A 15,376-nucleotide genomic window follows, 5' to 3' on the forward strand; every position below is an offset into this window, starting at 1 on the left:
CGGCCCCCACTAATAGGACGGACAAGGCAGATTGAGCCAATCACTGGACCGGGCACTGGCGATCCTGAGGCTTGCCGGAGAAGGTCCGAAAACCATTAACGAGCTGAGCCAGGCACTGGATGTGCATCCAACAACGGCGCTGCGCCTGGTGCAATCTCTCAAGAAGGAACGCTTCCTGCAGCCAGCAGGAACAGGCAATTACGTTCTCGGGTCTGCTCTCATCGACCTCGGGCAGCGCGCCCTCGAAGCGACGGATCTTCGCACGCTGGCGCGCCCGTTCCTGATGAGGCTTAGCGAGGTCACCACGGAAACCGTGCACCTGGCCACGCTGGAAGGACTGGACATAACCTACGTCGACAAGGTCGAGAGCCAGCACGCGGTACGTATCGAATCCCGCGTCGGTCGGGTTGTCCTTAAACACTGCACGGGGGTTGGCAAGGCGATCCTGTCACTCTTGCCGGAACGCGAACTTGAGGCGCATTACCCCACAATTGACTTCCACCGTTTTACCGCAACCACCATCACTGACCGGGCCGCGTTCGACCGCGAATTACTGCTGACCAAACAACGCGGCTATGCCGTCGACGATGAGGAACATGAGCCCGGCATATGCTGTGTCGCCGTTCCGATCCTTTCCGCTTCAGGGCACGTTAGCGGTTCGCTCAGTGTTTCCGCGCCGGTAAGCCGAATGGGCCTCACCGAGCTTCTGGGATTCCGGGAAGAGATAGAAAAAGCCGCCATGGAAATCTCGGAAACGCTCGGATACCGGAGGGGACCAGCAGCTATCGCACGATAGCGGATACGACGCCGTCAAAGTGCTGCGAGCTTTTCGCGGTCGACGAGGCGAAGATGCTCCAGGACGCTTCATGTCGTTGGCCTGGCTCGAGTTGGATCAGGTCCTGGCGGGTGTTAAAGGCGTCCGGCGCGCAGCTCATGGGTTCCACGGCGAGTCCGAGCCGGTTGGGCAGGGGTGGCTGCTTGTCGGCGGTGTGCACCTGCAGCCAGGGACTGCTCCGGTCCCACGCCATCCCGACGCCGGTTCCTCCCGGATCGAGGACGATCAGCCGTGCGTAGCCGTCCTCGCCAAAGGTGATGTCCGTGAAGGCGTGGTCGATCTCCGTAGCGCCGATGGCACGGGGAGCTCGGAAGTCGTACTCGTGTCCTATAACAGGGCGAGTAGCCACGGGCAGCAGACGGTCGGGAGTCACTTCCAGGAATTTCCCGGCGGGGAACTGAAGTATCCATTCATCCAACGGTGCAGGACCCGCGAGCAGGTACGGATGTGGGCAGACCCCGTAGGGCGCTGTCGTGGCGCTGGAGTTGGTCGCCGTCACGCTGGTGTGAAGTCCGCCCTCGTCCAGGCGGTAACTGGCAGTGACTTCGAGCCGGAACGGGTATCCGGCGGAGGGCACAATGGTGCAGCCAAGGACAAGTGATGATTCGGTTCGGGCTTCCAGCGTCCAGTCGAGGGGAAATGCCAGGCCGTGCAGGGCACAGTCCCGCTCGACCTCATTGACCGGAAGCTGGTAGTCGACGCCGTCGAAGGTGTATTTTCCGTCCGCAATCCGGTTGGGCCACGGGGCGGCAATGATGCCCCGGTAGTCCGGAATCGGCGCCTCGGTGTCGAAAGGAACCACAAGGTCCCGGCCCTGGAATGTCAGCTGCCGCAGGGCACCGCCGCGTTGGACGACGGAGGCGGAGTAGTCCCCTGAGACCAGCCGGAATTCCTCGCCGTTCACAGCCCGCCGGCCAGCTTGTAGTAGGCCGCGTTCCACGCCAGTTCCTTCTTGAATGCCTTGATCGTGGTGCCTTCATCGATGGTGAGCAGCTCGGTTCGCGCGATTTCGGCGAAGTCCTCGAAGACATCCATGCCGACCTGGGTGGAGAGGACGGTGTGGTGGGCGGCCCCGGCGGTCAGCCAGGCCGCCGCGGAGGTGGCAAAGTCGGGCTTGGGCGACCAGAGGGCGCGGGCCACCGGCAGGTTCGGCAGCGGCTCGTCGAGGTCGACGACGTCGACGGCGTTCGCCACGAGGCGGAAGCGGTCGCGCATGTCGGACAGGGCCACGACGACTCCGGGTCCGGCGTCGGTGTCGAAGACCATGCGGACCGGGTCTTCCTTCCCGCCGATGCCGAGCGGGTGGATTTCCACGCGCGGCTTCTTCGCGGTCAGGGATGGGCATACCTCCAGCATGTGAGCGCCCAGGATTTTCTCCTGGCCGGGGGCCAGGTGGTAGGTGTAGTCCTCCATGAGCGAGGCACCTCCCGGGAGACCGGCGCCCATGACCTTCGCGGCGCGGACCAGGATGGCGGTTTTCCAGTCGCCTTCGGCGCCGAAACCATAGCCGTCGGCCATGAGCCGCTGAACAGCCATACCCGGCAGCTGGCGCAGCGCGCCGAGATCCTCGAAGGAGGTAGTGAAAGCCGCGGAGCCGTTGGCCTCAAGGAAGGACCGCAGCCCCAGTTCGATCCGGGCGCTGTAACGCAGGGACTCGTGGCGGGGCCTGCCGGCCTTCAGTTCGGGGGCCACGTCGTAGAGCCGCTCGTATTCTGCGACGAGGGTGTCGACGTCGGCCTCCGGGGCGCCGTGCACGGCGTCGGCGAGTTCGTTGACGGACCAGGTGTTGACCGAGACGCCGAAGCGCAGCTCCGCTTCGGTCTTGTCCCCTTCGGTGACGGCGACGTTGCGCATGTTGTCGCCGAAACGGGTCAGCTTCAGGGTGCGGACGGCCGCCCAGCCGGCGGAGGCGCGCTGCCACGCACCGACCTGGCGGGAGACCTCCGGGTTGGACACATGCCCGACGACGGTCTTGCGCGGGATGCCGAGGCGGGACTGGATGTAGCCGAATTCGCGGTCGCCATGCGCGGCCTGGTTCAGGTTCATGAAGTCGAAGTCGATGTCCGCCCACGGCAATTCGACGTTGGCCTGGGTGTGCAGGTGCAGGAGCGGCTTCCGGAGCAGGTCCAGGCCCTGGATCCACATCTTCGCCGGTGAGAAAGTGTGCATCCACGCGGTCACGCCGATCACGGAATCGTCCGAGTTCGCTTCCAGGGCGGTGCGGCGGATCGCGTCCGAGTCCGTCAGCACGGGCTTCCAGACGATCCTGACGGGGACGTCGGAGGACTGGTTGAGCTGTTCTGCGATGGCCTGCGACTGGGCGGCGACCTGCTTGAGGACGTCCTCGCCGTATAGGTGCTGGCTGCCGGTGAGGAACCAGACCTCGTACTGCTCGAGAGAGGTGTTGTTGGCCTTTGACATGGGTGTCTCCTTCAAAGATGGGGGAAGTGCGGCGGACTAGCGGCCGTAGACGTTCTGGTAGCGGGCGTAGAGTGAGTCGATCTGGGCGGGGTCGATCGGCAGCGGATCGCCGAGTTGCCGGGCGATATGGACGGTGCGGGCCACTTCCTCGCACATGACGGCTGCCTTCACCGCGGAGCGGGCGTCCTTGCCGATGGTGAAGGGCCCGTGGTTCTGCATGAGAACGGCCGGTGAATGGGAGGCTCGCAGGGTCTCGACGATGCCGCGGCCGATCGAGTCATCCCCGATCAGCGCGAACGGCCCCACCGGGATGGTCCCACCGAACTCATCCCCCATCATGGTCAGCACGCAGGGGATCGCCTCTCCCCGTGCGGCCCAGGCCGTGGCGTAGGTCGAATGGGTGTGCACCACTCCCCCGACCTCCGGCATGTGCCGGTACACGTAGGCGTGCGCCGCGGTGTCCGAGGACGGGGACAGCGCCGGGTTGCTCCATTCGGATGTTTCACCGGCCGCACCAGCCGGATCCCAGGTAACGGGCGTGCCGTACAGGTCCGTGACCACCATGAGCTCGGGGGTGAGCTCGTCGTAGGAGACACCGGACGGTTTGATGACCATGAGATCGTAGCCGGGGACCCGGGCGGAGACGTTCCCTGCCGTCCACACCACCAGCTGGTAGCGGGTCAGTTCCGCGTGCAGTCCGCAGACTTCCTGACGGATCCGGGCAATGGCGTCCTGCAGCGCGTTCATGCTGACGCTCCGGCGGCGGCGAGGGCCCTGAAGGAGTTGCGCTGGATGGCCTTGAGCCGGTGCATGACGTCGTTGGTTCCCCTGCCGAAGTAGTCGTGGAGCGTCCGGTATTCGCGGAAAAGTTCCTCGTAGGCGGTGACGTTTTCCGGGATGGGGGTGTACACCGCGCCCGGCTCTGACCCCATGGCGGCCGCGGCGGTCCGGATGTCCGGATACTTGACGGCGGCGACGGCGGCGTGGATGGCCGATCCCAGGGCCGGACCCTGGCTGGAGCCGATGGTGGAGAGTTGCAGACCCGTGACATCGGCGTAAATCTGCATCAGGAGCTTGTTCTTCAGCAGCCCGCCGGCGACGATGAACTCCTTCACCGGGACCCCCGAGTCGCGGAAGGCGTCTACGATGGTGCGGGTACCGAAGGCGGTGGCTTCCAGGAGCGCCCGGTATGTGTCCTCCGGCCGGGTGGCCAGAGTCTGACCGACCACGATGCCTGAGAGTTCGTGGTCCACCAGCACCGAGCGGTTCCCCGAGTGCCAGTCGAGCGCGATCAGGCCGTGCTCGCCGATGGCCTGGGCGGATGCCAGCTCCGTGAGGTATTCGTGGATTCCGAGCCCGCGTTCCGCGGCGGCCTGGTGGTATTCGGGCGGGACGCCGTTCCTGGTGAACCAGCCGAAGATGTCCCCGACCCCGGACTGGCCGGCCTCGTAGCCCCACAGTCCTTCCACAATTCCGCCGTCGACCACCCCGCACATGCCTGGGACCTCCCGCAGTTCGGTCCCGTTCATAACGTGGCAGGTGGAGGTGCCCATGATGGCCACGAGCTGCCCCGGTTCCACCGCCTTGGCGGCCGGCGCGGTGACGTGCGCGTCAACGTTACCCACCGCGACGGCGATGCCTTCGGGCAGCCCGGTCCAGGCGGCGGCCTCGGCGGTCAGGTAGCCGGCGGCGTCGCCGAGCCGGCCGATGGTGTGCTCCAGCTTGGCGGACACGAAGTCCTTGAACTCCGGGTTCAGGGCGGCCAGGAACTCCTCGGACGGGTAGCGGCCGTCCTGGTAAATTCCCTTGTACCCGGCCGTGCAGGCGTTGCGGACATAGTTCCCGCACAGCTGCCAGACGATCCAGTCCGCAGCCTCCACCCAGCGGTCCATCTCCCCGTAGGCTTCGGGGTCCTCCTCCAGGAGCTGGAGCCCCTTGGCGAATTCCCATTCGGACGAGATCAGCCCGCCGTAGCGCGGCAGCCAGCTCTCGCCCAGCTCAGCGGCCAGCGCGTTGATCCGGTCCGCCTGCGGCTGCGCCGCGTGGTGGCGCCACAACTTAACGTAGGCATGCGGCCGGTTGGCGAAGCCCGGCAGTTCGTTCAGCGGGGTGCCGTCGGCCTTGACCGGGACCATCGTGCAGGCCGTGAAGTCCGTGGCGATCCCCACAACGGCAGCCGGGTCGATCCCGGCGTCGGCGATTGCGGCGGGCACGGCGTGCCGGAGGACGTCCCTGTAGTCGTCGGGCACCTGGAGGGCCCATTCACCCGGGAGCCGGATGCCGGCGGAGCCTGCCGTGTCCTCCGGAAGCTCGCCTGTGACCACGGCGTGCGGGTAGTCGAAGACACCGCTCCCGAGCTCCTTGCCGTCCGATACGCGGACCACGACGGCCCGGCCCGAAAGAGTGCCGTAGTCCACGCCGATGACGTAGCTGTGTGTGCCGTCCACTGTGACGTCCATAAAGTCCCTCCAAAATAAGCCGCCCGTCTGTTTCGCGGGCTCCGACTATTGTGAGCGCTAACATCATGCGCGTCAAGTACCTTCTGGCGGTGCGGTGCAAGCGCTCAGGATCTACATCCGGAAATCCCCTTGATCAGAGGGGCGAAGAACTTCCTCGCACCACCAGTTCGGGCTCCACCACCGTGGCGCTTACGCCTTCGCCGTCCTCGATGGCCGCCAGCATGATGCCCATGCAGCGCCGGCCGAGTTCCTCGAAGTCCTGGCGCACGGTGGTCAGAGGCGGCGTAAAGTAGGCGGATTCCGGTTGGTCATCGAACCCGACTACCGAGATGTCGTCCGGCACGCGGACACCTGCTTCATTGAACGCGCGCAGCACGCCCAGGGCCATCTGGTCATTGCCTACGAAAATGGCAGTGGCCGGGCGTTCGGCAGCCAACTTCCGCCCAATCTCGTAGCCGCTGCCAGCGCTCCAGTCCCCCGCCATCAGGAGGTCGTCCTCAAGACCGGCCGATTGGAGGGTGGCGCTCCAGGCCTCGGCCCGCGCCACGCCGTCGATCCAGTCCTGAGGCCCGGCGACGTGCCCGATCCTCCGGTGGCCCAAATCAATCAGATGCCTTACGGCGAGTTCGGCTCCGCGCACCTGGTCCACCATGACGCCGCTCACTGCGTCATTTCCCAACGAGCCCACCGCCACCACCGGTATCCCGGGCTTCAGTTCCGCGAGGGCGAGCAGCGTAGCGGAATGCGGCACGATCACCACGATGCCGTCCACGGACTGGTCCATGAAGTGCATGACGGCGTCGAATATCGCCTCACGGCTGACAGACTTCAGTGCCGCGATACTGACAAAGTAGCCGGCATTCCGGGCAGCCTGTTCCACTCCCAGCAGCGTGTTGGCAGGGCCGTACTGGGAGAGTTCGCTGGCCAGGACGCCGATGGTCTGGGAACGCCGGGTGACCAGGCTGCGCGCTGCGGTGTTGCGCCGGTAACCGAGCTCGACAATCGCTGCCTCCACCCGATCGCGTGTGGTCTTGCTGACGTTTGGGTGGTCATTGATCACCCTCGACACGGTCTGGTGCGAGACCCCGGCGCGCTCCGCCACATCCTGAAGACGAGGTGGCCGCCGTCGGGCACCCTCGGGGAAGGGAGTTTCAAGTGCATCTGCAGGCCTCATGTCCGACATCCTAATTCGAGAAAGGTCCACCGCCCGAACTGAGGGCAGGTGGTACCCGCATCGTTCTTGATGTGGTCATTCGGGAGGGCTACAGCTCCCGGGTTTCCGGTGACTTGGTCCGCCTGGGATCCCGTTCGGCGAGGGAACCCACGGCGTCATCGATCTTTGCCAAGATGTCTGGGGGAAGCGTCAGGCCTGCGGCCTTGACGTTCGAGGTCACCTGCTCCGGTCGCGACGCGCCGATGATTGCCGAGGCAACGTTCGGGTTCTGCAGCACCCAGGCAACGGCGAGCTGCGGCATGGTCAGTCCGACTTCTTCCGCGATGGGCCGGAGCTGCTGCACGCCGGCGAGGACGTCCTCGCGCATCCATCCCTTGATAGTTCCAGCCCCGCCGTGCGCGTCCGTGGCGCGGCTGCCTTCGGGCGGCGGTTGGCCAGGGAGGTATTTGCCGCTCAGCACGCCCTGTGCCATGGGTGACCAGACGATTTGTGAGACGCCCAGCTCTTCGGATGCCGGAACAACTTCCTCCTCGATGACCCGCCACAGCATGGAATACTGCGGCTGGTTGGAGATCAACTGGAAGCCCAGTTCCTTGGCGAGGGCGTGCCCGTTCCGAAGCTGTTCCGCGGTCCACTCGCTGACCCCGATGTACAGGGCTTTGCCCTGCCGCACGATGTCCGCAAAGGCCTGCATCGTCTCTTCCAGCGGCGTCTCGAAGTCGTAGCGGTGGGCCTGGTACAGGTCGACGTAGTCGGTCTTTAGCCGGGTCAGGGAGCCATCGATGGACTCCATGATGTGCTTGCGGGACAGGCCAAGATCGTTGTGGCCTTTAGGGCCGGTGGGCCAGAATACCTTGGTCAGGATCTCCAGGGACTGGCGGCGTTCGCCCTTGAGCGCTTTGCCAAGGACCGTCTCTGCAGCGGTGTTGGCGTAGGCATCGGCTGTGTCGAAGGTGCTGATGCCGGCGTCGAGCGCAGCCCGGACGCACTGGGTGGCGACGTCGTTCTCCACTTGGGAGCCGTGGGTCAGCCAGTTGCCAAACGTGATTTCCGAGACCTTGAAGCCGCTGTTGCCCAGATACTTGAATTCCATTGTGGTGCTCCGTTCTATCCCTGAGGATCGTCCTGTAGGTTGCCTGTGGCCGTTTGCTTATGAAGAGCATCGAGGTTCGGTGGGCCGAGCCGCCAGGTGCCGTTTTTCTCGTCGAAGACAGCTCATCTGTCTTCGACAGTGGAACCTCTCGACACGAGGCGGCACGGCAGCTGCTGGACGCCGCAGCTTTCGGTCCCGTCAATGGCGGCAAATAGCCGCTGAGCGGCGTTGCGCCCAAGAGTTTCCAGGTCCATGTCAATACTGGAAAGCTGCGGCCTGGACCCCAGAGTGAGCACCTGCCAATCGTCGAATCCTATGATGGCGATATCGCGCGGTACGGCCAGCCCACGGCTCCGCGCCGTGTCCAGCGCGCCCCGGGCGATCTGATCGTTGCCACAGAAAATCGCGTCCGTCTCCGGGTGTCGGTCCAGGAGTGCCGCCGTGGCGCTTCTACCCCAGGCTTCAGACCAGTCTCCGTAGAGCACCTGCCCGCCCACCGGTTCCAGGCGCTCGTCGGCGAGTCGTTTCACCGCGCCCGCTGCACGATCCCGGGCAGCCAGATAGCCCTTTTCGCCGGTGATGTGGGCGATATTTCGACGCCCCAGGCCGACCAAGTGGTCTACAGCCAGCGATCCGCCGCCGACGTTGTCGGGGACGAGGGACAAATCCGACGGGTCCTCGGAAGGGCTGTAGGCATAGACGACGGGGATAGGCAGGTTCGGTCCGAGCGACGGACGGGGATCGGTGCTACTGCCCACCACAATCAGGCCGTCTACGCGCCGGGCCAGGAGGGCCTGTAAATGGTATGACTCCCGGATCGCGTCGCCCCGGGCATCACAGAGCAGGACCGACATCTTTCCAGTCCCGAAGGCGTCCTCAGCCCCTATGAGCACCGGCAGGCCAAAGCGCCCGACCAAGTCACTGGTCAGCAATCCGACCGTGCCTGATTTGCCAGCCAACAGGCCCTGGGCGAGCAAGTTTGGGGTGAAAGATATTTTCCGTGCTGCCTCTTGCACCCGTTCACGGGTCTTGGGGTGGACATAGCTCCGCCCGTTTAGGGCCTTCGATGCCGTGGCGACTGAGACGCCGGCAAGCAAAGCCACATCTTTGAGCGTCACGTTCTTGGGGCGACTAGGTGTCTGGCTCTCCGTCATTGGGCTCTCCGCTGTGGTTTCCGAAACTTTCACTTTGATCATAGCTATTGACGGCCCTAAGTGCGCGTTGCTACAGTTCCGAAAAGGATTTCCGAATCTTTTCTAACCCCGCGTCTGGGGCGAGATCAGAAGGATACCTACGGCCGAGACTGCCTTGCCGAACGCACAAAACAGGCCCACAAGCTCGGTCGGACCAACCGTTTGCCCATTCGCAGGATGCGGACACCGCTGCACTGCCGCAGCCGCCGCACCACGTCCGAACACGAGGAAATTCCATGGACCGTACATTTATGCCGAAACGAGCCGGAGCGGCTAGCCGAAAGTCTTCGAATGCTCTTCGGGGCCGCCGCTGGTGGGGCATCGGCGCTGCGGCCGCGGCCGGCATGCTGGTACTCAGCGGCTGCGGCGCGGGAGGCAGCCCCTCCGCCTCACAGGATGAGATCACCGTCTGGCATTACTTCAGCGACCCCAACCAGGTGAAAGTCATGACGGACTACGCGGCCACCTTCGAAAAGAACAACCCGGGCAAAAAAGTCAACAACGTCTATGTCCCTTATGACCAGATGATCTCCAAGCTGGTGGCCTCCGCGGGCGCAAAGTCCGGCCCGGATGTGGTCGTCTACAACGGAGCCGACGCCGGCACCCTTGCCTTAGGCAATACTCTTGCTCCCTTGGATGAGAAGTGGGGTTCGTTCGCCGGCAAGGACCAGTTCCCCGCATCAGTCGTGCACAAGGTCAATGACAAAACTTACGGCGTGCAGGGCTACGTCAACCTGCTGGGTCTTTGGTACAACAAAGACATCCTCAAGTCCATCGGTGTCCAGCCACCCACCACCGTCAGCGAGCTCGAAGCCGCCATGGCGAAGGCCGTTGCGGCCGGCAAACAGGGCATCACCCTGTCCGGGCTCCCGCAGAGCCAAGGCGAATGGCAGGCGTATCCATGGCTGTCCGAGGCCGGCTTCAGCTACGGCGCACCGGATGCAGGATCACTTGAAAAGGCATTGGGCACCGTCCAGGACTGGGTGAAGAAGGGATACCTATCCAAGGAAGCCGTGACCTGGGACCAGACCGTTCCCTTCCAAAAGTTTGCCACGGGAAATGTCGCCTTCGCCGAAAACGGAAACTGGCAAATGGGAACTGCCAAGTCGTCCGCGAAGTTCGACTACGGCGTCGTCCCCCTGCCTGTTGGAGACTCGGGCAAAGTGTATCTGGGCGGCGAAGCCGAAGGGATCGGGGCGTTCAGCAAGAATCCGGACCTCGCCTGGAAATATCTCCAGCAAACGTACTTCGATAAGGCCGGCCAGCTGACGGCGACGGAAAATGCAGGCAGCATTCCCGCACGTCAGGACGCCGCGGCAGACCCGTCCGTCGCCAGTAACAGCCTTCTGCAGCCGTTCGCGAAGAGCATTTCTTCGCGCGGAGCAACGTACCCGGATGCGGCCGTACCTGCGAAGAACATTGCGAACGTCCAGCTTTCGGTCGGACAGGCATGGAGTTCGGCCCTGGGCGGACAGTCGTCGCCATCCGATGCAGCGCAGGCACTGATCAACAAGCTCACTCCCCTCCTTCAGAAGTAAAAGGCGCCTTCATGACCTCCGTGCAAACCCGGACTGCCTCACGCGCTGCGAATACGGGCCCGCTAAGGAAAGATCGGGCCCGCGGACGGGGTCGGTTACTGTACGTCCTGCCCGCGGCCCTCTTCTTGGGCATTCTGTCCTTTTACCCGCTGTTTCAGCTGATCCGGATGAGCCTCAGCAGTGTCACGTCTGCAAATCTGAGCGTGTCCTGGGACTTTGTCGGGCTGGCAAACTTCGTCAATGGAGTCCAGCAGGGCGACCTTGGCAAGGCACTGCTGAACACTTTCGTGTTTGTCCTCACCGTCACAGTCATCGGCCTCATTGGCGGACTGGGCGCGGCCATAGTGCTCCGACACGCGGGCCGCATCTCAGCCGTGCTTCTAGGTGTGATGGTCTTCGTGTGGGCGCTGCCACCGGTCGTCAACGGAAGTGTCTGGAAGTTCCTCTTGGGAGATGACGGCTTGATCAACGGCCTCGTCAAGGCAAGTGGAATGAGTCAGACTGCAGTGCCGTTCCTGTACGACGAGCACTTTGCCCTGATGTCTGTGGCGCTGGTGAATTCCTGGGCCATCATCCCGTTCAACGCGCTGGTCTTCCGAGCCGCGGTACTAGGCATTCCAGCCGAAACGTTTGAAGCCGCCCAACTGGACGGCGCACGGCCCTGGCAGGAGATCCGGTACCTGTTGCTTCCCGCCGTACGTCCTACCTCACTCGTGCTCGCAGTCCTAACGATCGTGTATGCCTTCCGCAGCTTCGATTTCATCTACGTCATGACCTACGGCGGCCCCGGCACGGCAACCAATACCCTCCCCTTCCTGGGCTATCTGCAGGCCTTCGTTCGTTTCGACTACGGACTTGGATCCGCAACCGCAGTGCTCACTGTCGCAATGGTTCTGGTACTGGCCTTTGTGTATGCCCGAAGCGTCCGTAACGAGGAAAAAGACTGATGGCAACTTCACGCTCACGTAGCACCGCCGCGGGCCCGGTAATCTGGGCTGCCCGCACACTCCTCTTTTTGGGATACGGTGTACCCATTTTGTGGATTATCTTGACGTCGTTCAAGACCCCCGGTGAGGTTCTCTCAACGCAGGCCTCCTTCTTTTTCCAGCCAACCCTCGACGCCTACACAGATGCCTTGACCAATGGTGGGCTCGTCACGGCCGGCCTCCAGTCCCTGATCATTGCCGCGGGCACAACCCTCCTGACCCTGCTGGTCGCCATCCCGGCGGCGTACGGGCTGGCCCGAGTGGGGGGTCGGATCACGACCGTGGCGCTGGGACTGCTGATCGTGCTGCAAATGACGCCGCAGACCGCAACTGTCATCCCCCTGTTCCAGATCTTTGGCAGCTGGGGTCTGCTGGACCAGCGTCTGGGCGTCATCATCGCCGACAGCGCACTGCTGATTCCGTTCGCCATCCTGCTCCTGCGTCCTTTCTTTCGGGCCGTACCTGATGCCTTGGAAGAGGCCGGAGCGATCGATGGCGCGCGCCCATGGCGCATCTTTACTTCCATCGTTCTGCCCGTAGCTCGCAACGGCGTCGCAACAACTGCGACCCTGGTGTTCCTTCTGGGCTGGGGCGAGTTCCTCTACGCCATCAATTTCCTGCTTTCCCCCGGTAGCTATCCGCTCAGTGCGCTGCTGGCCCAGCAAGTCTCGGCATTCGGCATCAACTGGCCGGGTCTGATGGCCTTGGCAGTGATTACCTCAATTCCGATCCTGATCCTCTTTGTCTTCACGTACAGGTTGCTGCGCGAAGGACTGACACTCGGTGCCGTCAAATGACTCACAGCGTCACAGCATCTGCTGATCGCACGACTCTTAGGAAAGACATGACCACGAAAAATCAAACGGACTTCGGCATCCCCGTTGCCCCACGACACACGAAGTTGACCCCGGTTAGCCTCGGCAACGTTCAGATTACCGGCGGATACTGGCATGAAAAGCAGCGCATCAACGGTGATGTCAGCATCAGGCACGCGGAAGAGTGGATCGAAAAGGTCGGGTGGATAGGAAACTTTGATGCTGCACAGGAGGGGAGGCTCCCCCAAGACCGGACCGGACGTGAATTTTCGGACTCGGATGTGTACAAGCTCATGGAGGCCATGGCCTGGGAAATCGGACGGACGGGCGACGCCGGAATGGAACAGCGCTTCCAACGCCTTGTGGAGCGCATCGCCCCGGTCCAGGAAGAAGACGGGTATATCAACACCAAGTTCGGCCGCCCCGGACAGGGCGCCCGATACAGCGACCTCCAATGGGGGCACGAGCTGTATACCTTCGGCCACCTGATCCAAGCCGGAATCGCCCGCGGACGCACGCATGGGGAAGACCGTTTCGTGAGCGTCGCACGACGCGCCGCGGACCACGTCTGTGCCACCTTCGGAGAAGACGGCAACCGGGGAGTGTGCGGCCACCCGGAAATAGAAGTCGCCCTGGCTGAATTCTCGCGCTACACCGGTGACCGGAAATATCTCGAACAAGCGCTACGGTTTATCGAGCGCCGCGGCCACGGCGTACTGGGTGACATCGAGTTCGGAGCCTCCTACTTCCAGGATGACAAGGCTGTCCGCGAAACGACGGTTATGTCCGGACACGCTGTCCGCGCCCTCTACCTGGCCGCCGGCGCCATCGACGCTGCGGTCGACAGCGAAGACAAAGCACTCCTCGACGCCCTGATCGAGCAGGTGGCCGCCACCACCGCCCGGAGGACATACATCACGGGAGGCATGGGGGCCCACCATGAGGGTGAATCCTTCGGGCAGGACTACGAACTCCCCCCGGACCGCGCTTACTCAGAAACTTGCGCAGGTGTTGCGTCAGTGATGGTGAACTACCGCCTACTGCTTGCCACGGGAGAGCCCCGCTACGCCGACCTAATGGAGCGCACCCTCTATAACGTCATCGCCGCTTCTCCTGCCCAGGACGGTAAAGCTTTTTTCTACACCAACACCCTGCACCAGCGCGAAGAAGGTCACGCTCCTTCTCACTCGCACGCCAGCCCCCGCGCAGCTTCAAGCCTGCGCGCCCCCTGGTTCGAAGTCTCCTGCTGCCCCACTAACGTGGCCAGGACTCTTTCTTCGCTCGGGGCACTCATGGCTACAACGACCGAGGACGGGGTGCAGATCCATCAGTACGCCACTTCGACCCTTACCGCCGAGTTGAGCGCGGGTAGGGTTCAGCTCCAAGTGACCACCGATTATCCGGCTTCCGGCAAGATCAAAATCGAAATCCTGGAAAGCCCTGATCAGGCTTGGGAGCTGGCGATGAGAGTTCCGTCATGGGCGGCGGACGGAGCAACTATCACGGTGGGAGAACAGAGCCACACCGCACACACAGGCATGGCCAACGTCGGGCGGATATTCGCACCAGGTGACCTCATCGAACTGACGCTTCCGGTGGAACCTCGCTGGACCCGCCCGGATCCGAGGGTCGATGCCATCCGCGGCACCGTTGCGGTCGAACGAGGGCCCCAGGTCTTGTGCGTGGAATCTACTAACTCCCCAGGCCACAGTGCCAACGATGCCCGGATCGACACCCGCGCACCATTGATCGAGGTCGACGGCGTGACAACAGCCCAGCTGGCGTTCGTCGAGCTCGAACCAGTCTCCTGGCCGTACGCCGACCGCACCGTTTACGAGGCGCCCTTGTCGCAGTCCCTGAGAGTCCCCCTTTACCCGTACGCTTCGTGGGCGAACCGGGGGCCCTCCACGATGCGTGTCTGGATTCCTGAAACACAGGCAGCCCTCCAAGGCAGCACGATGAACTAAACCAGGCGCTGGTCCGAGGCGCCGAAAATGGCTGCCCGCGGGCGGTACTCCGGCATGGTCCGGAAATACCGCCCGCGGGAGACCCTCGGACGATCCTCCTCGGGATCAACGCTCCGGCAGTCAGCGGGCGAGCAGGCCTATCAGCGGGGCCGGTGAACAGCAATAAGGTCATCCATGACCCGGTCCATTCTGTGGTCCACCACGCGGCGGTCGGCCCGCTCGTCATGCCACTCGACTATTTCGCGTGCCCCCCGTTGGAAGGGTATGAAGTCAGTCGCAGCCCCGGCGACAGAGCGGATCTTGCTGTTGTCAAAAATCAGGGAATGCTTTTGCTGCCCGTTGAGAAACCAGCACTTCGACGGCGCGCACAACGGGAGTTGAGCTCGACCGCCGACGCAGCGGAACCTGATCAGGCAGGCAGACTTTCACGCAAATTCCGCACCTCTGCGGGGTGGCCCGCTGGGAAAGCCCAGACCTCCGTCTCGGGGTGCGGCTTCTCGTTCATCGGGCTTCGGAACGACCGGCTCCAAGTCGTGTTCGCAAACGCCTCTGCTTCGCTATTTGGGCGGGTCCGCTGTACCGGATGCTGGACGATGCGATCGACCAACTGCCGGCCGGTCTCCTGATCCTGATCCTGATCCTGATCCCAATCGTGCTGGCCGCCCTACTGTCAGTGTGCACGGACGGGCTCGTCACAGTCTGTGCCGAGTCCGTCCGTGCCACTGGCGCCGGTGGCCGCTCACGAGCCCACTGCCTTCCCCAGCGGGCTTCCGACGCCGTCGATCCCGGTAGTGTGCGCCCGCGCCTGCGAGGCGCGGGCCGGACCCGGCGCCGCGGGTGCAGATCAGGGCGGATTGCCGGCGTCGATCCGCCCTGATCTGCCCGATCCTGCCCA

General features: G+C 63.6%; 12 protein-coding genes. 5 read left to right on the plus strand and 7 right to left on the minus strand.

Translation table 11 applies throughout. The annotated features are described in order from the left end of the window. Positions 1–31: 31 nt before the first annotated feature. Positions 32–796 (plus strand): IclR family transcriptional regulator, encoded by a 765-nt coding sequence (locus AC1DES_RS05065; RefSeq protein WP_476894596.1) that lies wholly within the window; start codon positions 32–34, stop codon positions 794–796. On the opposite strand, the gene AC1DES_RS05070 is transcribed toward AC1DES_RS05065, so the two are convergent. The 7 genes from AC1DES_RS05070 to AC1DES_RS05100 all read right to left on the minus strand — a co-directional run bounded on the left by AC1DES_RS05070 (position 783) and on the right by AC1DES_RS05100 (position 9,136). Further along, a complete protein-coding gene (locus AC1DES_RS05070; RefSeq protein WP_476894597.1) occupies positions 783–1,775 on the minus strand; it encodes an aldose 1-epimerase family protein in 993 nt (330 codons plus the stop codon). The genes AC1DES_RS05065 and AC1DES_RS05070 overlap by 14 nt on opposite strands. Beyond that, positions 1,736–3,256 (minus strand): L-arabinose isomerase, encoded by a 1,521-nt coding sequence (araA, locus tag AC1DES_RS05075; protein ID WP_476894598.1) that lies wholly within the window; start codon positions 3,254–3,256, stop codon positions 1,736–1,738. Before araA ends, AC1DES_RS05070 begins: the two co-directional genes overlap by 40 nt. A gap of 36 nt (positions 3,257–3,292) precedes the next feature. After that, positions 3,293–4,003 (minus strand): L-ribulose-5-phosphate 4-epimerase, encoded by a 711-nt coding sequence (locus AC1DES_RS05080; RefSeq protein WP_476894599.1) that lies wholly within the window; start codon positions 4,001–4,003, stop codon positions 3,293–3,295. Beyond that, the gene (gene araB, locus AC1DES_RS05085; RefSeq protein ID WP_476894600.1) at positions 4,000–5,715 is read right to left on the minus strand and encodes a ribulokinase; all 1,716 of its coding nucleotides are present in this window, start codon (positions 5,713–5,715) and stop codon (positions 4,000–4,002) included. Before araB ends, AC1DES_RS05080 begins: the two co-directional genes overlap by 4 nt. A 133-nt stretch (positions 5,716–5,848) precedes the next feature. After that, positions 5,849–6,889 (minus strand): LacI family DNA-binding transcriptional regulator, encoded by a 1,041-nt coding sequence (locus AC1DES_RS05090; protein WP_476894601.1) that lies wholly within the window; start codon positions 6,887–6,889, stop codon positions 5,849–5,851. 88 nt (positions 6,890–6,977) lie between these two features. After that, entirely contained in the window at positions 6,978–7,982 is a 1,005-nt protein-coding gene (locus AC1DES_RS05095) for an aldo/keto reductase family protein (protein WP_476894602.1), read from the minus strand. Positions 7,983–8,104: 122 nt separating this feature from the next. Further along, on the minus strand, positions 8,105–9,136 hold the full coding sequence (locus AC1DES_RS05100; protein ID WP_476894603.1) for a LacI family DNA-binding transcriptional regulator: 1,032 nt from the start codon (positions 9,134–9,136) through the stop codon (positions 8,105–8,107). A gap of 275 nt (positions 9,137–9,411) precedes the next feature. Between AC1DES_RS05100 and AC1DES_RS05105 the strand changes: the two genes are divergently transcribed. The 4 genes from AC1DES_RS05105 (at position 9,412) to AC1DES_RS05120 (ending at position 14,481) form a co-directional block, all read left to right on the plus strand. Next, positions 9,412–10,713, plus strand: coding sequence for a sugar ABC transporter substrate-binding protein (locus tag AC1DES_RS05105; protein WP_476894604.1), 1,302 nt, complete (start codon positions 9,412–9,414; stop codon positions 10,711–10,713). 125 nt (positions 10,714–10,838) lie between these two features. Then, entirely contained in the window at positions 10,839–11,660 is an 822-nt protein-coding gene (locus AC1DES_RS05110) for a carbohydrate ABC transporter permease (protein ID WP_476894605.1), read from the plus strand. 101 nt (positions 11,661–11,761) lie between these two features. Further along, a complete protein-coding gene (locus AC1DES_RS05115) occupies positions 11,762–12,496 on the plus strand; it encodes a carbohydrate ABC transporter permease (RefSeq protein ID WP_476894606.1) in 735 nt (244 codons plus the stop codon). Between the two features lie 47 nt (positions 12,497–12,543). Further along, complete coding sequence (locus AC1DES_RS05120) at positions 12,544–14,481, plus strand: glycoside hydrolase family 127 protein (protein ID WP_476894607.1); 1,938 nt, start codon at positions 12,544–12,546, stop codon at positions 14,479–14,481. Positions 14,482–15,376: the final 895 nt, after the last annotated feature.

This window comes from Arthrobacter sp. 05T442, from assembly GCF_056395945.1.

Coding starts and splice junctions, on each gene's coding strand:
- AC1DES_RS05120 (WP_476894607.1), top strand. CDS start 12,544: ATGACCACGAAAAATCAAACGGACTTCGGCATCCCCGTTGCCCCACGA.
- AC1DES_RS05080 (WP_476894599.1), bottom strand. CDS start 4,003: ATGAACGCGCTGCAGGACGCCATTGCCCGGATCCGTCAGGAAGTCTGC.
- AC1DES_RS05100 (WP_476894603.1), bottom strand. CDS start 9,136: ATGACGGAGAGCCAGACACCTAGTCGCCCCAAGAACGTGACGCTCAAA.
- AC1DES_RS05105 (WP_476894604.1), top strand. CDS start 9,412: ATGGACCGTACATTTATGCCGAAACGAGCCGGAGCGGCTAGCCGAAAG.
- araA (WP_476894598.1), bottom strand. CDS start 3,256: ATGTCAAAGGCCAACAACACCTCTCTCGAGCAGTACGAGGTCTGGTTC.
- AC1DES_RS05095 (WP_476894602.1), bottom strand. CDS start 7,982: ATGGAATTCAAGTATCTGGGCAACAGCGGCTTCAAGGTCTCGGAAATC.
- araB (WP_476894600.1), bottom strand. CDS start 5,715: ATGGACGTCACAGTGGACGGCACACACAGCTACGTCATCGGCGTGGAC.
- AC1DES_RS05090 (WP_476894601.1), bottom strand. CDS start 6,889: ATGAGGCCTGCAGATGCACTTGAAACTCCCTTCCCCGAGGGTGCCCGA.